This window comes from Streptomyces caeruleatus (assembly GCF_001514235.1).
GTDB lineage: Bacteria > Actinomycetota > Actinomycetes > Streptomycetales > Streptomycetaceae > Streptomyces > Streptomyces caeruleatus.
Genome location: NZ_KQ948934.1, coordinates 38,994 through 58,291, shown reverse-complemented (window position 1 = coordinate 58,291; position 19,298 = coordinate 38,994). Strand labels below are relative to the sequence as shown.

General features: G+C 73.1%; 17 protein-coding genes and 1 pseudogene. 9 read left to right on the top strand and 9 right to left on the bottom strand.

What is annotated here, in order from left to right; all coding sequences use genetic code 11:
• The first annotated feature begins 91 nt into the window (after positions 1-91).
• From AQJ67_RS30225 to fxsA, 3 genes are all read left to right on the top strand, one after another.
• Positions 92-1,696, top strand: a complete 1,605-nt coding sequence (locus tag AQJ67_RS30225; RefSeq protein ID WP_062722518.1) for an amidohydrolase — start codon at positions 92-94, stop codon at positions 1,694-1,696.
• A 554-nt stretch (positions 1,697-2,250) separates the two neighbouring features.
• Positions 2,251-3,063 carry a polyprenol monophosphomannose synthase gene (locus AQJ67_RS30220; protein ID WP_062722517.1) on the top strand — a complete coding sequence of 271 codons (813 nt, stop codon included), beginning with the start codon at positions 2,251-2,253 and terminating at the stop codon, positions 3,061-3,063.
• Positions 3,064-3,134: 71 nt separating this feature from the next.
• Positions 3,135-3,689: an FxsA family membrane protein gene (gene fxsA, locus AQJ67_RS30215; protein ID WP_062722516.1), complete on the top strand. Its 555-nt coding sequence runs from the start codon at positions 3,135-3,137 to the stop codon at positions 3,687-3,689.
• 154 nt (positions 3,690-3,843) lie between these two features.
• Here fxsA and AQJ67_RS30210 read toward each other — a convergent pair whose 3' ends face one another.
• From AQJ67_RS30210 to yczE, 4 genes are all read right to left on the bottom strand, one after another.
• Positions 3,844-4,218, bottom strand: coding sequence for an RNA polymerase-binding protein RbpA (locus AQJ67_RS30210; protein ID WP_003977404.1), 375 nt, complete (start codon positions 4,216-4,218; stop codon positions 3,844-3,846).
• Between the two features lie 278 nt (positions 4,219-4,496).
• On the bottom strand, positions 4,497-5,906 hold the full coding sequence (locus AQJ67_RS30205; RefSeq protein ID WP_062722515.1) for an MFS transporter: 1,410 nt from the start codon (positions 5,904-5,906) through the stop codon (positions 4,497-4,499).
• Positions 5,907-5,961: 55 nt separating this feature from the next.
• Positions 5,962-6,732, bottom strand: a complete 771-nt coding sequence (locus AQJ67_RS30200; protein ID WP_062722514.1) for a glycerophosphodiester phosphodiesterase family protein — start codon at positions 6,730-6,732, stop codon at positions 5,962-5,964.
• Entirely contained in the window at positions 6,729-7,445 is a 717-nt protein-coding gene (gene yczE, locus AQJ67_RS30195; protein WP_208615072.1) for a membrane protein YczE, read from the bottom strand. Before yczE ends, AQJ67_RS30200 begins: the two co-directional genes overlap by 4 nt.
• Before the next feature lie 63 nt (positions 7,446-7,508).
• Between yczE and AQJ67_RS30190 the strand changes: the two genes are divergently transcribed.
• Complete coding sequence (locus AQJ67_RS30190; protein WP_062722512.1) at positions 7,509-9,008, top strand: SCO1417 family PLP biosynthesis transcription factor; 1,500 nt, start codon at positions 7,509-7,511, stop codon at positions 9,006-9,008.
• Positions 9,009-9,089: 81 nt separating this feature from the next.
• On the opposite strand, the gene AQJ67_RS30185 is transcribed toward AQJ67_RS30190, so the two are convergent.
• Positions 9,090-10,742, bottom strand: a complete 1,653-nt coding sequence (locus AQJ67_RS30185) for a hypothetical protein (RefSeq protein WP_062722511.1) — start codon at positions 10,740-10,742, stop codon at positions 9,090-9,092.
• 40 nt (positions 10,743-10,782) lie between these two features.
• Positions 10,783-10,977, bottom strand: coding sequence for a hypothetical protein (locus AQJ67_RS30180; RefSeq protein WP_062722510.1), 195 nt, complete (start codon positions 10,975-10,977; stop codon positions 10,783-10,785).
• A gap of 337 nt (positions 10,978-11,314) precedes the next feature.
• On the opposite strand from AQJ67_RS30180, the gene AQJ67_RS30175 reads away from it, so the two are divergent.
• The 5 genes and pseudogenes from AQJ67_RS30175 to AQJ67_RS30155 form a co-directional block, all read left to right on the top strand.
• Entirely contained in the window at positions 11,315-11,716 is a 402-nt protein-coding gene (locus AQJ67_RS30175) for an ankyrin repeat domain-containing protein (RefSeq protein WP_062722509.1), read from the top strand.
• Positions 11,717-12,008: 292 nt separating this feature from the next.
• Positions 12,009-13,427 carry a HEAT repeat domain-containing protein gene (locus AQJ67_RS30170; RefSeq protein ID WP_062722508.1) on the top strand — a complete coding sequence of 473 codons (1,419 nt, stop codon included), beginning with the start codon at positions 12,009-12,011 and terminating at the stop codon, positions 13,425-13,427.
• A gap of 197 nt (positions 13,428-13,624) precedes the next feature.
• Positions 13,625-14,755 (top strand): glycosyltransferase family 4 protein, encoded by a 1,131-nt coding sequence (locus AQJ67_RS30165; protein WP_062722507.1) that lies wholly within the window; start codon positions 13,625-13,627, stop codon positions 14,753-14,755.
• 8 nt (positions 14,756-14,763) lie between these two features.
• Positions 14,764-15,951 carry a glycosyltransferase gene (locus tag AQJ67_RS30160; protein ID WP_062722777.1) on the top strand — a complete coding sequence of 396 codons (1,188 nt, stop codon included), beginning with the start codon at positions 14,764-14,766 and terminating at the stop codon, positions 15,949-15,951.
• Positions 15,948-16,790: pseudogene (locus AQJ67_RS30155) on the top strand (SGNH/GDSL hydrolase family protein); the annotation flags it as partial. The gene AQJ67_RS30160 and the pseudogene AQJ67_RS30155, both read left to right, overlap by 4 nt.
• 249 nt (positions 16,791-17,039) lie before the next feature.
• Here the strand turns inward: AQJ67_RS30155 and AQJ67_RS30150 are convergent.
• From AQJ67_RS30150 to AQJ67_RS30140, 3 genes are read right to left on the bottom strand one after another with little or no spacing between them, the layout of a single operon-like run.
• Positions 17,040-17,909 carry a 5-oxoprolinase subunit C family protein gene (locus AQJ67_RS30150; protein ID WP_062722505.1) on the bottom strand — a complete coding sequence of 290 codons (870 nt, stop codon included), beginning with the start codon at positions 17,907-17,909 and terminating at the stop codon, positions 17,040-17,042.
• Entirely contained in the window at positions 17,906-18,523 is a 618-nt protein-coding gene (locus AQJ67_RS30145; RefSeq protein ID WP_062722504.1) for a 5-oxoprolinase subunit B family protein, read from the bottom strand. The genes AQJ67_RS30150 and AQJ67_RS30145 overlap by 4 nt, the downstream gene beginning before the upstream one ends.
• Entirely contained in the window at positions 18,520-19,278 is a 759-nt protein-coding gene (locus AQJ67_RS30140; RefSeq protein WP_062722503.1) for a LamB/YcsF family protein, read from the bottom strand. Before AQJ67_RS30140 ends, AQJ67_RS30145 begins: the two co-directional genes overlap by 4 nt.
• Between the last annotated feature and the right edge of the window lie 20 nt (positions 19,279-19,298).

The following is a 19,298-nucleotide window of genomic DNA, read 5'->3' as shown; positions in this document are numbered from 1 at the left end:
CCGCGCCCCTGGGGCGTTGCGGTCGCCGTCCGTGCAGTACGTGCGGGACCTGCGTACCGAGGGGTCGGCGCGAGGCGCGAGACTGTTCCTCATGAGTGACAGCACCGCCCAGCCGAAGACCGTCCTGCTCCGCCGAGGGGAAGTCCACAGCCCCGCCGATCCCTTCGCCACCGCCATGGTCGTGGAAAGGGGGCAGGTCGCCTGGGTCGGGTCCGAGGGGGCCGCTGACGCCTTTGCCGACGGGGTGGACGAGGTCGTCGATCTGGACGGGGCGCTGGTCACGCCCGCGTTCACCGACGCTCATGTGCACACCACCGCCACGGGTCTCGCCCTCACCGGTCTCGACCTGTCCGGTGCGCCCACTCTGGAGGCGGCTCTCGGTCTCGTGCGGGAGTTCGCCGCCGCCCGGCCCGACGACCGCGTGCTCCTCGGGCACGGCTGGGACGCCGCCCGCTGGCCCGGTGGGCGGCCCCCGACGCGCGCCGAGCTCGACGAGGCCGCCGGTGGCCGTCCCCTCTACCTCTCCCGGATCGACGTCCACTCGGCGGTCGTCACCACCGCCCTGCTGGACATGACGCCGGGCGGCCCCGGCGCGATCGACGGGCCGCTCGTCGCCGACGCCCATCACGCCGTACGCGCCACCGCGCTGGCCTCCCTCACGCCCGCCCAGCGCGTCGAGGCCCAGCGGGCCGCGCTCGCGCACGCCGCGTCCCTCGGGATCGGCACCGTCCATGAGTGCGGGGGACCGGACATCTCCTCCGAGGACGACTTCAGCGGCCTGCTCCGGCTGGCCGGCGACGAGGCCGGGCCGCGCGTCGTCGGCTACTGGGCCGAACAGGACGTGCGCAAGGCGCGGGAGCTGGGCGCGGTCGGCGCAGCCGGTGATCTCTTCGTCGACGGCGCCCTCGGCTCGCACACCGCCTGTCTGCACCAGCCGTACGCCGACGCGGGGCACACCGGCACCGCCTACCTGGACGCGGCCGCCGTCGCCGCCCATGTCGTCGACTGCACCGAGGCCGGCCTCCAGGCGGGCTTCCACGCGATCGGCGACGCCGCCGTGACCGCCGTCGTGGAGGGCGTGCGGGCCGCCGCGCAGAAGGTCGGCCTCGCCCGTGTCCGCGCCGCCCGGCATCGCGTCGAGCACGCCGAGATGCTCACCCCCGAGACCGTCGCGGCCTTCGCCGAGCTGGGCCTGACGGCCTCCGTCCAGCCCGCCTTCGACGCGCTGTGGGGCGGCGAGGACGGCATGTACGCCCAGCGCCTGGGCGCCGAACGCGCCCGCTCCCTCAACCCGTTCGCGGCCCTGCTGCGCGCCGGCGTACCCCTCGCGTTCGGCTCCGACAGCCCCGTCACACCGCTCGACCCCTGGGGCACGGTCCGCGCGGCGGCCTTCCATCGCACGCCCGAGCACCGGGTCTCCGTGCGCGCCGCGTTCACGGCGCACACGCGCGGCGGCTGGCGGGCGGTCGGGCGCGACGACGCGGGCGTCCTGGTGCCGGGCGCGCCCGCCGACTACGCCGTGTGGCGCACCGAGGAACTGGTGGTCCAGGCCCCCGACGACCGGGTCGCGCGCTGGTCGACCGACCCCCGCTCCGGCACGCCCGGACTGCCCGACCTGAGCCCGGGCCGGGACCTCCCCACCTGCCTGCGCACGGTCGTGGGCGGACGAACGGTCTTCGTACGGCCGGGCGAGTGATCTACCGGGGTGGCGCGAACCCGATCATCGCGCGCCACCCGTCGGCGCGACCTGCGCATCCTCTGCCCTGACCAGCGCATTGGGTGAATACCCGCAGGTCAAAGGGCTGTTGACAGGCGGACGCCCGGGGCCGGTAGGTTCGGCCGGGTCCACCACCGGACGCCCGACCGGGCAACCGCGGAACTTCCGGGAACCCGTCGCAACGCCGCTGGGTCAGGGACGGTGTGCCGCACCGGGGCACCGTCACTGGGAGCCAGGCTCAGTGCCCGCGCGGCGACGACGGAACGTTCCGGCCGGTCGGGGAGGTGTGACCCGGGTGGGGCCCGGGAGCTCAGTAGACAACGGCTTTCGGTCGATCCGCAGCCAGCGGGTCCCAGGTCGGCCCGAAGGGCGCCGGGCCCCCATCCGCAGCAGGCACGGCGGCGTCCGCACACAGAAAACGCATGCTTACCCCGCTCTTGTGGAATCGACACCACCATACGAACGTGCTGTCGCGTCAGCGCAGGCCGCGCCCACTATGGTGGACGTCTGCGGACGGACATGAAGGGGCAGCAGTGAACGACGGCGACGGGACTCTCGGGGCACAGCACCGGGGGAGGCAGTTCGGGCCGCTCGGCACGGCGTTGGTGATCATCCCGACCTACAACGAGGCGGAGAACATCAAGAGCATCGTCGGCCGGGTCCGCAAGGCGGTCCCCGACGCGCACGTGCTCGTCGCCGACGACAACAGCCCCGACGGCACCGGCAAGCTCGCGGACGAACTGGCCGTCGAGGACGACCACGTCCAGGTCCTGCACCGCAAGGGCAAGGAGGGTCTCGGCGCCGCCTACCTCGCCGGCTTCCGCTGGGGCATCGAGCACGACTACGGCGTCCTGATCGAGATGGACGCCGACGGCTCCCACCAGCCCGAGGAACTGCCCCGGCTGCTGACCGCCCTCAAGGGCGCCGACCTCGTCCTCGGCTCCCGCTGGGTGCCCGGCGGCCGGGTCGTGAACTGGCCCAAGTCCCGCGAGTTCATCTCCCGCGGCGGCAGCCTCTACTCCCGGCTCGCCCTGGACCTGCCGCTGCGCGACATCACCGGCGGCTACCGCGCCTTCCGCCGCGAGACCCTGCAGGGCCTCGGCCTCGACGACGTCGCCTCCCAGGGCTACTGCTTCCAGGTCGACCTCGCCCGGCGCGCGGTCAAGGCCGGCTTCCATGTCGTCGAGGTGCCGATCACCTTCGTCGAACGCGAACTCGGTGACTCGAAGATGAGCCGCGACATCCTGGTCGAGGCGCTGTGGCGGGTCACGTCGTGGGGTGCGCAGGAGCGGGTCGGCAAGCTGATGAGCCGTACGAAACCGTCGTCGCCGCCCCGGCAGTCGTAGCTTCCGCCCGCCGGTCCCGCTCGTCCTGTCCCCTTATCCCGCGCTGAGCCGGGCCCAGGCACACTGGACGCATGACGACTGGCGCACCGACCCCCACCTACCCCGCCCGGCCCCGGCGCTCCCGGCTGCGCACCTTTCTGCCGCTGGGCGTCGCCGCCTGGCTGGTGCTGGAGATCTGGCTGCTCACCGTGGTCGCGGGCGCGACGAGCGGGCTCGTGGTGTTCCTGCTGCTGCTCGCCGGTCTCGTGCTCGGCTCGGTGGTGATCAAGCGGGCCGGCCGACGGGCCTTCCAGGCGCTGAACGAGGCGCTGCAGCGCGGCGGCACCCCGACCAGCGGCGGTGGCAACGGACTGATGATGCTGGGCGGCCTGCTGATCATGCTGCCGGGCCTGGTCTCGGACGCGCTGGGTCTGCTCCTGCTGATCCCGCCGGTCCAGAAGGCGGTGAGCCGTCTTGCGGAGCGGACGTTCGAGCGCAAGCTGCGCGAGGCGACCTCGGGTTCGCTCGGTGACGCCTTCCAGCAGGCCCGTATGCACCGCCCCGACGGCAAGGTCGTCCAGGGCGAGGTCATCAGGGAGGAGCCCGGGGACGCCCCGCAGGAGCCGAGGCCGCCGCTGACGCGCTGACGCGTCAAAGAAGCCCGGCGCCATCGAGCGCCGGGCCTCTTTCTTTGGGCACCCCTGTCAGGGCACGCCAAACCGCGGGCGTCGTACGTCACCTTCACGTACGACGCCCGCGGTTACTCGTTGCCTGGTCGTTCCGCCCAAGCCCCCGTGGGGACTAGGCGGACTTACGGCTGTCTCGGGGGTGAACCGCGATGTTCATCGCCCCGGAGCGGAGAACGGCGAGCCGTTCCTCGAGGACCTCTTCGAGTTCCTCGCGGGTACGCCGCTCCATCAGCATGTCCCAATGTGTACGCGCGGGCTTGGCCTTCTTCTCCTCAGGGCCGTCGCCGTCCACGAGGAGTGCCTGGGCCCCGCAGACCTTGCACTCCCACTCCGGCGGGATCTCCGCCTCGACCGAGAAGGGCATCTCGAACCGGTGCCCCTTCTCGCATGCGTACTCCACGGCCTGGCGCGGGGCCAGGTCGATGCCGCGGTCCGTCTCGTAGCTGGTCACCACGAGGCGCGTGCCGCGAAGAGCTCGCTCACTCATGAATCGTGCCTCCCGGGCTTGTCGCCCACAGGACAGGTGTCGCTGTCGTCGTCATCCGGTCAACGTCCGGTCGGCGGTAAAGATTCCCGATCGGTGTCCCGTTCCGGGTGATGCGTCGCCGTCGTAGCCGCAGCCTTGCTGACCAATGTCGTACCCACCGGCGCCCGGTTTGTCACATCTGCTAGCAGATGTAACCCAGCATTTCGGCATCTTTGACGCGCAGTAACGGTACGCCTGGCAGGCCAAACGCGTACACTACCGCCCTTTCACTCGGAACGCTAAATCGTGTGCGGCACCGGATTGCCCGCGTCCCTGATCGCCCGGCGTACCGGAACCCTTGCGAGCAGGGCGAATCCGAGGACGAAGAAGGCCACGAGCGAGATGATCGCGTCTCGATAACTTCCGGTCAGCTGGTAGGTGAGACCGAACAGCAGTGGCCCCAGCCAGCTCATGCCGCGGTCGCTCATCTCGTACGCCGAGAAGTATTCGGCCTCCTTCCCCGGCGGGACGAGATGGGAGAACAGGGACCGGGACAGGGCCTGGCTGCCGCCGAGGACCAGCCCGATGCCGGCGGCCAGCACGAAGAACCACACCGGCGCCCCGGCCGGCAGGAAGTACCCGGCCGCCAGCGTCACCGTCCACGCGACCAGCGAGCCGAGAATCGTCCGCTTCGCGCCGTACGTCCGGGCCAGCCGCCCCATCGTCAGCGCCCCCACCACCGCCAGCACTTGGACCAGCAGGACGGCGCCGATGAGCGTCGACTGGCCGAGGCCGAGTTCCTCGGAGCCGTAGATCGACGCCTGGGAGATGACCGTCTGGATGCCGTCGTTGTAGATCAGGTAGGCGAGGAGGAAGGCGAGCGTCAGGGGGTGACGGCGCATGTCGCGGACGGTTGCCGCGAGCTGCCGGAAGCCCATGGCCGTCTGCTTTTTCCCGTTCCTCCCGCTCTTCCCGCTCTTCCCGTTCTTCCCGGACGGTGCCTCTTCGCCGTCCTCGCTCCGGGCGCGGCGGTCGCGCAGCCGTCGCAGCGGTATGAGCGCGAAGCCGCCCCACCACAGGCCCGCCGACGCGAGACAGATGCGGACCGCCGTGCTCTCGGAGACGCCGAAAGAGTCGTGCGCCAGATACAGGACCAGGTTCACGACCAGCATCAGCGAGCCCGAGGCGTAGCCGAAGGCCCAGCCCCGGGAGGAGACCGCGTCGCGTTCCTCGGGCGGGGCGATCTGCGGGAGGTAGGAGTTGTAGAGCATCATCGCGACCGACTGGGCCGCGTTCGCGACGATCAGCAGGAGGCCGCCGAGCAGATAGCGGTCGCCGCCCAGGAAGAACATGGCTGTGGTGGCCGTGGCTCCCGTGTAGGCGGCGGCCCCGAGGAGCGGCCTCTTGCGGCCGGTATGGTCCGCCGCCGCGCCCACCAGGGGCATCACGAGGACGGCCACGATCACCGACAGGGACACCGAGTACGCGAAGAACGACCCCGCGCGCACCGGGATGCCCAAGGGGTGGACGAACCCGTCCGCGTCCGCCGCCGCCTCGGCGACCGACGTCAGATACGGGCCCAGGAACACGGTGAGCACGCTCGTCGAGTAGACCGAGCACGCCCAGTCGTAGAAGTACCAGCCGCGCTGTTCGCGCCGGCGTCCGGCGGCCTCGTCGGCCGGCTCTGTCCGCACGGTTCCGGTGCCCACCGCGCCCTCGCTTCCCCGTGATGATCCCGCGCGCGGCTGGGGACGGGGGCAGGGGTCAGACCCAGACGCCGCGGTCCTCCATGACCTTGCGCAGTGTGTCGATGTGATCGGTCATGATGCCATCGACTCCCAGGTCCAGGAGCCGGTGCATCACCTCGGGATCATTGATGGTCCACACGTGCACCTGAAGCCCGCGCGCGTGGGCGGCCCGTACGAAGCGGTGGTCCACCACCTGGATTCCGGACTGTGCCTCGGGCACCTGGGCGGCGACCGCCGAGCGGCGCAGCGCGGCCGGGACGCCCCAGGAGCGCAGCCGCAGATTGAGGACGCCCCGGGTGCCGTAAGACGTCGCCAGGCGCGGCCCGGCCAGGCGCTGGGCGCGGATGACGCGAGCCTCGGAGAAGGAGCCGACGCAGACGCGGTCCCAGGCGTTCGTGCGCTCGATCAGGTCGAGGAAGGGATGGAGCGCGGGCTCCGCCTTGAGATCGACGTTCCAGCGGACCTCGGGGAAGGTCTCCAGGAGCTCCTCGAAGAGGGGCACCGGCTCCTTGCCGCCCACGCGCGCGCGGCGTACGTCGTTCCAGGGCAGGTCCGCGATCCGGCCCGCGCCGTCCGTCACCCGGTCCAGGGTGGAGTCGTGGAACGCGACGAGCTTGCCGTCGCGCGTGGTGTGGACGTCCGTCTCGATGTACCGGTAGCCCATCTCGACCGCGCGCCGGAACTGGAGCACGGTGTTCTCCAGGCCGTCGGCCGCGCCACCCCGGTGGGCGAAGGGGATCGGACCGGGGTGGTCGAGGTAGGGGTGGCGTATCCGCGTGGTGCTCACGGACGCAGTATCGCTCCCCGGGGTTGCCCGGTGGCAACGACCGTGCTGCCCTTCGATGCCGAGGGGACGGCGAACAGGCGCAGGAAGAGCTGGGCGAGCGGGCCGATGGACACCGCGTAGAGGACCGTGCCGACGCCGACCGTGCCGCCCAGGGCGAAGCCGGTCACGACGACCGCTGCCTCGACGGCCGTGCGCATCAGGCGGATCGAGCGGCCGGTGCGCCGATGCAGGCCGGTCATCAGGCCGTCGCGGGGGCCGGGGCCGAAGCGGGCGGCGATGTAGAGGCCGGTGGCCACGCCGTTGAGCACGATGCCGGCCAGGAGGAGGGGGATCCGTACGGCCAGGGTGTGGGCCTCGGGCAGCAGGGCGAGCGTGCCGTCCATGGCGAGGCCGACCACGAAGACGTTGGAGACGGTGCCGAGGCCGGGGAGCTGGCGCAGCGGGATCCACAGGAGCAGCACGGCCGCGCCGACGATGATCGACACGACGCCGATCGTCAGGCCGGTCCGTTCGGCGAGGCCCTGGTGCAGCACGTTCCAGGGCTCCAGACCCAGGCCCGCCTCGACGAGCAGCGCCGAGCTCGCGCCGTACACCGCGAGCCCGACGTAGAGCTGCGAAAGCCGCCGTACGAGATGCCCTCGCACGCGCCGCTTCGTGGGAGGCCCAGGCGTGGACAAGGTGTGCCCCCCTGTGGTCGTAGTGGACTGATGCATGACACCCTGTGGCTTGGGAGGCGACGCCCTCCATGGCCAATTCGGGGAAGGTGGACTGGAATCATGGCGCAGTGGACTTCCGCGGTGGGGGCCGCGCAGCTCGCCCGGCTGCTCACCTCGCAGCAGGACCGCCCCGCCGGCCCCGGAACCAAGCGCCCGCCCGCGTACCGTTCCCTCGCCGACGGCATCCGGCTGCTCGTCCTGGAGGGCCGCGTCCCGGTCGCCGCGCGGCTGCCCGCCGAGCGGGAACTGGCCCTCGCCCTGTCGGTGAGCCGTACGACCGTGGCCGCCGCGTACGAGGCGCTGCGCACCGAGGGGTTCCTGGAGTCGCGGCGCGGGGCCGGGAGCTGGACGGCCGTACCGGCCGGGAACCCGCTGCCCGCCCGCGGTCTGGAGCCGCTGCCGCCCGAGGCACTGGGGTCGATGATCGACCTGGGCACCGCGGCGCTGCCCGCGCCCGAGCCCTGGCTGACCCGTGCCGTCCAGGGCGCCCTGGAGGAACTGCCCCCGTACGCCCACACGCACGGCGACTATCCGGCCGGGCTGCCCGCGCTGCGCGCGATGATCGCCGACCGGTACTCGGCGCGCGGGATCCCGACCATGCCCGAGCAGATCATGGTGACGACCGGCGCGATGGGCGCCATGGACGCGATCTGCCATCTGTTCGCGGGGCGCGGCGAGCGGATCGCGGTCGAGTCGCCGTCGTACGCCAACATCCTCCAGCTGATGCGGGAGGCGGGTGCCCGGCTCGTGCCCGTCGCCATGGCCGAGGGGCTGGCCGGCTGGGACGTGGACCGCTGGCGGCAGGTGCTGCGGGAGGCCGCGCCCCGGCTCGCCTATGTCGTCGCCGACTTCCACAACCCGACCGGTGCGCTGGCCGACGAGGACCAGCGGCGGCGGCTGGTGGACGCGGCGCGGTCGGCGGGGACGGTGCTCATCGCCGACGAGACGATGAGCGAGCTGTGGCTCGACCCGGACGTGGAGATGCCGCGCGCGGTGTGCGCCTTCGACCCCGCCGGATCGACCGTGATCACCGTCGGCTCGGCCAGCAAGGCCTTCTGGGCGGGGATGCGGATCGGCTGGGTGCGAGCGGCTCCGGACGTGATCCGCAGCCTCGTGGCCGCGCGCGCCTACGCCGACCTCGGCACGCCGGTGCTGGAGCAGCTGGCCGTGAACTGGCTGTTCGGTACCGGGGGTTGGGAGCAGGCGGTGGAGCTGCGGCGTGGGCAGGCCCGGGAGAACCGGGACGCGCTTGTCGCGGCGGTGCGGCGGGAGCTGCCCGGGTGGGAGTTCGAGGTGCCGCGGGGCGGGCTCACGCTGTGGGTCCGGACCGGCGGCCTGTCGGGCTCGCGGCTCGCCGAGGTCGGGGAGCGGGTGGGCGTACGGGTGCCGTCCGGGCCCCGGTTCGGGGTGGACGGGGCCTTCGAGGGGTATGTGCGGCTGCCGTTCACCGTGGGTGGCGCGGTGGCGGAGGAGGCCGCTGTGCGGCTGGGGGCCGCCGCGCGACTGGTGGAGAGCGGGGCGACCGGGGCGGGGGAGTCGGTCCGGCCGTTCGTCGCGTGACGCGGCCGGTGTGAGGGCCGGGTGCCGGGGTGGGCGCCCGGGGCGGACCGGTGGCTCACGCCGTCCGGCATGCCGCCCGGCTCACGCGGGCTCCGCCGCCACGGCCGCCTCGGCCACCACGGCCTCCGCGGGCACCGGCTCCGGCTCCTGGTCCGCCTTCTCCAGCCCGCCCAGTGTCTCCGCCTCCACCGGAGTCGTCCGCTCCGGCAGCAGTTCCAGTACGGCCTGCCGGTGGGCGTCGCTGGTCGCGTCGTCGTACGGGTCCGGGGTGGCCGGGACCTGGAGGCGGTGGACCGGGCCGGTACCCAGCCGGGCGTAACCGCGGCCGGGCGGGACGTCGGCGACCGGGGTGGTGTGCGGGGGAGCGCCCAGGGCCGTCCGCAGTTGCTCGGCCGTGGCGGGGCCAAGCACGACACGCGCGCGTGTGTGCTGTCGCACGGCGTCGTGCAGCGCGTCCAGGCTGTCCCACTGTTCGGCCACGACCACCGTGACATTGGCCGAGCGGCCGTGCCGGAGCGGGACCTGGAGCAGGGCCTGGGGGTCCTTGCGGTTGTCCGCCGCGGCGAGGTGGGAGAACGCGGTCGGGCGGTCGAGGAGGATCCAGAGCGGGCGCTTGGTGTCCTCCGGCGGCGGGTTGCCCGCCTGGCGGGCCCGGTTCACGGCGATCAGGCGCCGCTCCGTCTCCGTCGCCGCCCACTCCACGCTCGCCAGCGCCCCGGCCAGCCCGCACTCGACCGCCAGGACGCCGTCCCGGCCGGTCAGGCACGCGTACTCGCCGGTGCCGCCGCCCTCGACGATGACGACGTCGCCGTACTGAAGGGCCTGCAGGGCGATGGAGCGCAGCAGGGTCGAGGTGCCGCTGCCGGGCTGGCCCAGGGCCAGCAGATGGGGCTCGGTGGAGCGGATGCCGGTGCGCCAGACGACCGGCCGTACGTCGCGCTGCTGAGCGCCGTGGGTGAGCGGAAGCGTGCGCTGGACCAAGGTGGGGTCGGTGAAGCCGAGGACGGTCTCGCCGGGCGTCGTGACGAAGCGCTGGGCGGCGATGTCGGTCGGCAGCGGAGCGAGGGCGGTGACGGTGAGCTCGTTGCCCATCTCGTCCCAGGTGAAGTGGTACTCCCGGCCGCGGCCGGACTTGGCGGTCAGCAGGTGCTCGATCCGCGCGCGGGCCGGTGCCTCGCCGTCGGTGAAGTAGGCGGGGTAGCGGACCAGCAGGCTGCTGATCCGGCTCGTGCCGTCGAACTCGTACTCGGGGAAGGCCTTCTCCCACTCGCCGCCGTGGGTGTACAGCGGCGCGGGGTCGTCGGCGGCGGAGAAGTACGGGACCAGCGCCTCGTACAGCGATCTCAGCCGCTCCGTCTGGGACTCGTCGGGCCCCTCGGGCGCGGTCGGTTCGCGGTCCCTGCCCTGCCAGGCTGCCGCCGCCATCAGGGTGATGACGGCGAGCAGCGGTCCGTACGGCACCAGTGCCACGACCAGGATCACCGAGGCCACCAGGAACAGCAGCGGTCCGCGCTTGTCCTTGGGGGTGTCGGCCCACCTGCGCCGCCCGGCCGAGGCCAGCCGGCGCAGACCGCGGGTGATCGTGATCAGCGGATGGAGGACGTCAGAGGCGCTGTCGCTCGCCGTCCGGGCCAGTTCCCGGCTTCGGGTGAGCTGCGCCCGGGCCAGCTCCCGGCTTCGGGCGATCTGCGCGCTGCCTGTGCTCAGGATGCGGGGGAGGGGGCGGCGGGCCACTGCTGTCTCCTGGAGGTGCGTACGGGCTGGACGGGCGGCGTCAGAACTGGATGCCGCCCAGGAGGCTCGCCAGGCTCTCGCCGCCGGCCTTGATGCTCGGGGCGATGGCCGTGCTGGCCAGATAGAAGCCGAACAGCGCGCAGATCAGGGCGTGGGACGCCTTCAGCCCGCACTTGCGGAAGAAGATGAAGACGATGATGCCGAGCAGTACGACGCCTGAGATGGAGAGGATCATGTGAGTGCTCCTGGTTCGGGTGGGGACAGTCACCATGAGTACTTCCAGGATCACAGGATGTATCCATACGATAAAAGGTGCAACTGGGTGAAATTCGGCAGATTTCCTACTTCTGGCGGAGTGTCCTTGCCCGGATGAGCTTGGGTGTTGCGTCCGGCGGTGTCTGCGATGATCTTTGCCTCGGACGCATCGGGTCATGTGCCGCGCGAGCCAGTACCCTGGCGAATCACTCGTACGGCCGACACCGCTCGCCGGTCGTACCCGTGCTCCCCCGCAGTTCCCGTAGTTCCCGCAGTTCCCGCAGTCCCCGTGTACGTAGTGAGAGGCGGTCCGGCCGATGACTGATGCCCCCGACCCAGAGGTCGTGGAGCTGGCGACCAAGATCTTCGATCTGGCCCGGCAGGGTCAGACCGAGGCACTCGTGGCGTACGTCGACGCGGGCGTTCCGGCCAACCTCACCAACGACCGCGGCGACTCCCTCGTGATGCTCGCCGCCTATCACGGCCACGCCGACGCGGTCCGCGCCCTGCTCGCCCGGGGTGCCGAGGGCGACCGGGTCAACGACCGGGGGCAGACGCCACTCGCCGGTGCCGTCTTCAAGGGGGAGGCGGAAGTGATCAAGGTCCTTCTGGAGGCCGGTGCCGACCCGGCCGCGGGCACCCCGTCGGCCGTCGACACGGCCCGCATGTTCGGCAAGACCGAACTGCTCGAACTGTTCGGCGCACACCGATCCGAATGATCTGACCAGCTAAAACACGGAAAACGGGGGAGGCGGTACAGGGCCGCCGAAATTTCGGTCGCGGCAGACGGAAGTGCCGAGTCATCATGACGTCGTGATTCACGGACGCGATGGCTGGGCAGGTGTTGCCGCACCGCGCGGGCCGTGATGCGGTCCGCGAGGGCCACTGACGAGAGGCAGAGGAAAATGGTCTACAGCAAGCAGGAAACGGCGGGCGCCCCGACGTGTTGTCACGCGGCCAGGTGAAGCAAGATCCCCGGTTGCGTCGACGCTTGATGTGAGGCTGTTTCCCATGTTCGAACCGGTCATAGCGCCCAGCGGTACGCTGCTCGGCCTGCTCCAGCGGGGTCGCGGCGACGGCACACTGCACGCGCTCACCGCCCCGCGCGCCGAGGCGCTCGCGGCCCTGAACCACTGTGTGCTGCGGGACCCCCGCCACGACTGGCAGGTGGAGAACCGCTCCCTGTACTACGCCCGTCTCTACCTCGACCTGAACGGCGAGCTGGACGAGATCGAGGCGCACCTCTTCGACGTCGAGGACGCCCTCGACACCGAGGAGTCACGCACGGGCCTGGCCCTGGCCGTCCTCGGCCATCTCGCCTCCTACGGCAGGCGGGACGCGCTCCAACTGCTGCGCAGGTACGCCGCCACGGGCTCCAACTGGGCCTGGGCGCTGGACGAGCTGGCGCTCAGGGACGACGACGCGGGGCTGCGTGCCCTCGCCGCGCCCGTCCTCGCGCGTTTCCCGGCCGATCCCGAGGGCGAGGCCGAGCTGGCCACCGCCGTACGCGATGCTTTTGAGCCACGGCCGTGGCGGCTGTGGGCGGAGGATCCGCGCGAATCGATCGCCACGCGTGTGCGTGCCGCGCACGAGACCGGCTGCTTCGACCGCTGGCAACGGCAGATGCGACCTACCGGGCCCCGTCCGGGGTGGAGCGTGCAGGCGGTCTTCGAGTGGGCCCAGCAGGGCATCGAGCGCGGAGCGGCCCTCCATGTGCCCGCCGCGCGGTGCCTCATGGCCGTCGCGGGCCCCGAGGACCGGCCGGACATCGTCGCCGCCGCCAAGGACGGCACCGACGGAGCCCGCTGCACCGCCTTGCGTTACCTTGCCGACAGCAATGACCCCGAGGCCCTCGACCTGATCGAGGCGGCCGTGGTCACCGGCTCGTCGGCGGTCGTGGAAGCCGCCGTCGACGCCTTCGAACGGATGCGCAGCGTCGCCGCCGTCGACCGCGCGCGTGGCTGGGCCCGACGGCCCGACGAGCTGGGCGCCGCCGCCGGACGCGTGCTCGCCTGCCGGGGCGGAGTCGAGGACAAGGACCTGGTCCTCGCGGCGCTACGGGAGGCCGTACGGGGAGAAGGCCCCGACGCCCCGACCCTGTGGACCCTGGTCGACGGCACCGGACGGCTCGGCATCGTCTGCGCCGCCCCCGTCCTGCGCCATATCTACCGCGAGACGGCCTCCTCCCATCTACGCGGCCGCACCGCGCGTGCCCTGGCCGCCACCGACCCCTCCTTCCCGGCCGGCTTCGCCGTCGAGTGCCTCTGGGACTGCGAGGAGAGCACCCGCGAGATCGCCGCCCGGCACGCCGAGACCGGTGACACGCGCGTTGTCGAGCGACTGCGCCGACTGGCCGCCGACCCGGCCGAGGAGGCCGAGGTGCAGACGGCCGTACGCAGCCGTATCGGGCCGGACACGACCGCCGGCTGACCCTCCGGCGGGCATGTGTCCGCCCTGTGAACGTCGCGGAGATCCGCCCGCCGGGTGAACTCCGGATGACCTGCGGGTCAGGTGTGCATGGACATGACCTGGCCCGCTCGGGGGCGCAGCGGAACGCTCATGGGACGTTTGTCGTTCGGAAAGATCCACTTTGACGCGGCCACGTCCAGCACGGCGACAACACCGGTATGCGTGTAGTCATCGTGACCGAATCCTTTCCCCCCGATGTGAACGGCGTGGCTCACTGCGCGCTCCAGACCGCCCGACACCTCGTCGATCGCGGTCACGCCCCCATCGTCGTCGCCCCGGCCCCCGCTCCCGGGAACAAGGCGGCCGCCGCTCTGGCGCCCTGCCCCGTCGTCCATGTCCCCTCCCTTCCGCTCCCCGGCTACCCCCAGGTCAGGGTCGCGCTCCCCAGCAGGCGACTGGCCGCCGCGCTGATCCAGCACCAGCCCGACGTCGTGCACCTGGCCAGCCCCTTCGTGCTCGGTGTGCGCGGCATGGCAGCCGCCGCCCGGCTCGGCATCCCCGCCGTCGCCGTCTACCAGACCGACCTGGCCGGGTACGCCCGCACCTATATGGGCGCCGGCGAGGCCGCGGCCTGGCGGCGCATACGGTCCGTCCACTCCGCCGCCGACCTCACCCTCGTCCCGTCCAGCGCGTCCATGCGCGATCTGGAGGCCCACGGGGTGCCCCGGCTCAAGCTGTGGGCACGCGGCGTGGACACCGCCCGCTTCCGTCCCGAACTCCGCGACGAGAAGCTGCGCCGCGAACTCGCCCCGAACGGCGAGGCCATCGTCGGCTACGTCGGGCGGCTCGCCCCCGAGAAGCACATCGACCTGCTCTCCGGTGTGTGCGGCCTGCCGGGCGTGAAGGTCGTCATCGTCGGCGACGGGCCGAGCCAGCCCGCCCTCGCCGAGGCGCTGCCCGGCGCGGTCTTCCTGGGGCGCCGCGGCGGTGCCGACCTCGCCCGGATCTTCGCCTCCTTCGACGTCTTCGCCCACACGGGCCCGTTCGAGACCTTCTGCCAGACCGTGCAGGAGGCCATGGCGAGCGGCGTGCCCGTCGTCGCGCCCGCCGCCGGCGGCCCGCTGGACCTGGTCGACCACGGCCGCACCGGGCTCCTGGTGCCGCCGCGCGACGCCGACGCCGTACGGGACGCCGTACGGTCCCTGGTCGCCGACCCCGCGCTGCGGGCCGCGTACGGGGCCGCCGCACGGGCCACGGTCGAGGGACGCACCTGGGCGGCCATCGGCGATCAGCTGATCGCCCACTACGAGGCCGTGCTGAAGGCACGGAGGCCGGCGGTGGCGGTATGAACAGCTCGATGAACAGTTCCACGAACGCCCCGGTCGACGCCTCGCTGCGCATCGTCCGGCTGGCGAACTTCGTCGCCCCGGCCTCCGGAGGGCTGCGGACCGCGCTGCGCGAGCTCGGCAAGGGCTTCAAGCTGGCGGGCCACGACCCCGTCCTCGTGGTGCCGGGCGAGAAGTACAGCGACTGCGAGACCGAGCAGGGCCGCGTGATCACCCTGCCCGGCCCGATGCTGCCCGGCACCGGCGGCTACCGCGTGCTCATCGACAAGCGCCGGGTCGCGGCCCTGCTGGAGGAACTCGCCCCCGACCGCCTGGAGGTCTCCGACCGCACCACGCTGCGCTGGACCGGCAGGTGGGCCCGCCGGGCCCGGGTGCCGGCCGTGATGGTCTCCCACGAGACCGCCGACGGCGTCCTGCGCACCTGGGGCCTGTCGGAGAACCTGTCCCGGCGCGCCGCCGACGCCCTCAACGTCCGCACGGCCCACACGTACTCCAAGGTCGTGTGCACCACCGAGTTCGCCGAGCGGGAGTTCGTGCGGATCGGCGCCCGCAACGTCGTACGGGCCCCGCTGGGCGTCGATCTGATGAACCGGCGTCCCACCCTGCGCGACGCGGCGCTGCGCGAGACACACGCGCGTGCCGACGAGAAGCTGCTCGTGATGTGCTCCCGGCTCTCCGTGGAGAAGCGGCCCGGCACCGCGCTGGACGCCCTGGAGGCGCTGCGCGGACGCGGGGTGCGCGCGGTGCTCGTGGTGGCCGGAAACGGTCCTTTGCGCGCCCGGCTCGAACAGCGGGCGCAGGAGCGCGACCTGCCGGTGACCTTCCTCGGGCACGTCGCCGACCGCAGCCTGCTCGGCGCGCTCCAGGCGTCCGCCGACATCTGCCTGGCCCCCGGACCCGCCGAGACGTTCGGGCTCGCCGCCTTGGAGGCCATGGCCTGCGGCACACCCGTCGTGGCGAGCTCGTCGTCCGCGCTGCCGGAGGTGATCGGCTCGGCCGGGGCCACCGCGGCCAACGACGGGGACGCCTTCGCGGACGCCGTGGAGACGCTGCTCGACCGTCCCGAGCGCGAGCGCCGGGAGGCGGCACGCGCGCGTGCGGAGTGCTTCGGGTGGGGCACGGCGGTGGACGCCTTCCTCACCGCGCACGACGCGGCGGTGCCGGTGCGTCCCTTCGCGCGTGCGGAGGGCGCGGCATGAGACCGCTCCGGTACGTCGCCCTCGGGGACTCGCTGACCGAGGGGGTGGGCGATCCGGTGGGGGACGGGTGGCGGGGCTGGGCCGCGTTGCTCGCCGCCGGGCTGTCCGAACCCTCCGCCGAGTTCACCAATCTGGCCGTCAGCGGGGCCCAGACGCGGGACGTGCTGGAGACCCAGCTGCCGGCCGCGCTGGCCCTGCGCCCGCAGGTCGCGTCCGTCGTCGTGGGCGTCAACGACACGCTGCGCGGCACCTACGACATCGAGAAGATCGCCGAACGCCTCGACAAGGTCTACGCGTCCTTCGCCCGGCAGGGCACCGCCGTGCTCACGGCCTGTCTGCCCGACCCGGGCACGATGCTGGGGCTGCCGGGGGTGCTGGGCAATCCGCTGGCCCGACGGCAGCGGGCGGTCAACACGGTGGTCCACACGCTGTCCGAGCGGTACGGGGCCGTGCATCTGCACGCCGTCGACGACGACTGGATCGGCGATCCGGCGATGTGGAGCTCGGACCGGCTGCATCCCGGGGAGCGCGGGCACCGGCAACTGGCGCTGCGCTTCCACGCGATGCTGGCGAAGCGGGGCATCGCGACCGGGGCCGCGCCTTCGGCAGAGCCCGAGTTCCCGCCGCCCACCAGGTCGGCGAGCCTGCTGTGGCTGGCCACCGCCGGTACCGCCTGGGTGATCCGGCGCTGCAACGACCTGCTGCCCCAGCTGCTGCGCCTCGCCGTCACCGAGATGCGGCACCGTGCGAAGGGCACCTGCGGCCGGCTCGACCTGGGCGCGGCGCAGTCGGTGTCCGCGGCACTGGCCTCGCTGGCGGTGCCGGTGCCGGTGCCGGAGCAGCGGATGTCGTTGCCGGAGCAGAGAGCCGTGCCGGGGCCGGGGCCCGTGCCGGAGCGGCGGCCCGTGCCGGAGCCTCGGCCGGTGATCGAACGGCCCGTGCTGGAGCGCCCCGTACCGGAGCCCCGGTCGGTGTCGGGGCAGTGGTCCCTGCCGGAGGGGTTGGCGGTGCCAGGGCCGCGCTCGGTCGCGGGGCAGCGGCCCGCGCCGGAGGCGGCGTAGCGCACGCGTGCGTGGCGGAGCGCGAGGTCAGCGACGCCGTACGGCCACGAAGCGCACCGGGGTGCCCGGTACCGCCTGCGCGGCGGCCGGGAGGTCGGCGGCGCGGACGACGGCGACGACCGGGTAGCCGCCCGTCGTCGGATGGTCGGCCAGGAACACGACCGGACGGCCGTCGGGCGGGACCTGGACCGCGCCCAGGACGACGCCCTCGCTGGGGAGTTCGCGGGTGACCGCCCGCTCCAGTGCGGGGCCCTCGGTGCGCAGCCCGATGCGGTTGCTCGCGGGGGACACGCGGTACGCGCGGGAGGTGAAGGCGCGCACGGCCGCCGGTGTGAACCAGTCGTCGCGCGGGCCCGGCGTCACGCGCAGGACGAGTTCGGCGGGCGGCGCGGGCTGCGGGGCGACGTCCACGCGCGCGTGCAGGCGCGTCGCCCGGCCCAGGGGGAGCACGGTGCCGTCCGTGAGGGGCGGTGGGCCCAGGCCGGACAGGAGGTCCGTGGAGCGGCTGCCGAGGACCGGCTCGACGGCGATGCCGCCGGAGACGGCCACATAGCTCCGTACGCCCGACACGGCCGCGCCGACGTCCAGGAGCGCACCGGCGGGCACCCGCAGCGGTGCGCCCCAGGCGACCGGGCGTCCGTCGACCGTGACACGGCAGGGCGCACCGCCGACCGCGACGGTCACCGCCGAACGAGGCCGCAGCGCACAGCCGTTGAGCGTGGTCTCCAGTACGGCGGCCTCGGGGGCGTTGCCGACCAGCCGGTTGACCAGCGCCGCCGCCGGCCCGTCCAGCGCGCCCGAGCGGGGCACGCCGAGGTGGGCGTGTCCGGGGCGGCCGAGGTCCTGCACGGTGGTGAGTGCCCCGGCGCGTACGACACCGAGCGCGCGGTCGGTCATGAGTTCCCCACCGGAACGAAGCGCACGCGCGTGCCCGGCGACAGCAGCGCGGCCGGCACGCGCGTGTGGTCCCACAGCACGCTGTCCGTGGTGCCGATCAGCTGCCAGCCGCCCGGCGACGAGCGCGGGTACACGCCCGTGTACGGACCCGCCAGCGCCACCGCACCGGCGGGGACGGCCGTGCGCGGGGTGGCCCGGCGCGGGACGTCGTAGCGCGGCGGCAGACCCGTCAGATAGCCGAACCCGGGCGCGAAGCCGCAGAAGGCCACACTGAACTCGGTGTCCGCGTGGATACGGGCCACCTCGCGCGGGGTGACGCCCCAGTGCGCGGCCACGTCGGCGAGGTCGGGCCCGTCGTAGCGCACCGGGAGTTCGACGACCTCACGCGCGCGTGGGGGAGCGGGCGGTACCACGGCGGTGGTCAGTTCGGAGGCCAGCCGGGCCGGGTCGGCGAGGCCGTCGAGCAGGACGGTCCGGGCGGCGGGGACGATCTCGCGGACCGACAGCGAGCCCTCGCCACGGCGCCGCAGCAACTCCGTGTGCAGCGCCCGGGCCTCCTCGCCCGAGGCCACCTCGACGAGCAGGGCGTCATCGCCGACGGGCAGCGCCCTCATACGAAGGCCTCCACCCTGACACCCGACTCCTCCAGCCGCGCCCGCACCCGGCGGGCCAGCTCGACGGCCCCGGGCGTGTCCCCGTGCAGGCACAGGGACCGCGCGCGTACCTCGACCCGGGACCCCGAGCGGGAGGTGACCACGCCCGCGCGGGCCAGCCCCACCGAGCGCTCCACGACGGCCCCCGGGTCGGTGACCACGGCGCCGTCCTGGCCGCGCGGCACGAGCGTGCCCTGCTCGGTGTACGCACGGTCCGCGAACGCCTCCGCGACGGGCGGGAGTCCGGCCTTGGCGGCCAGGTCCAGCAGCCGCGAGCCGGGCAGGCCGAGCACGGGCAGCGTGGCGTCCGCCAGGAGCACGCCGTCGACGACCGCGCCGGCCTGCTCCTCGTCGTGCACGACCCGGTTGTAGAGCGCGCCGTGCGGTTTGACGTACGACACGCGCGTCCCCGCCGCTCGCGCGAACACCTCCAGGGCGCCGATCTGGTAGGCCACCTCGGCCATCAGCTCGGCGGGCGGCACGTCCATCGCGCGCCGCCCGAACCCCGCCAGGTCCCGGTAGGAGACCTGGGCGCCGATCCGTACGCCGCGCTCGGCCGCCTGCTCGCACACCCGCCGCATGGTGGCCGCGTCCCCGGCGTGGAAGCCGCAGGCCACGTTGGCGCTCGTGACGACGGACAACAGCCGTTCGTCGTCGGTGAGCTGCCAGCGGCCGAAGCCCTCGCCGAGGTCGGCGTTGAGATCGATCGAGGTCATGGTTGTGTCGTTTCCTCAGT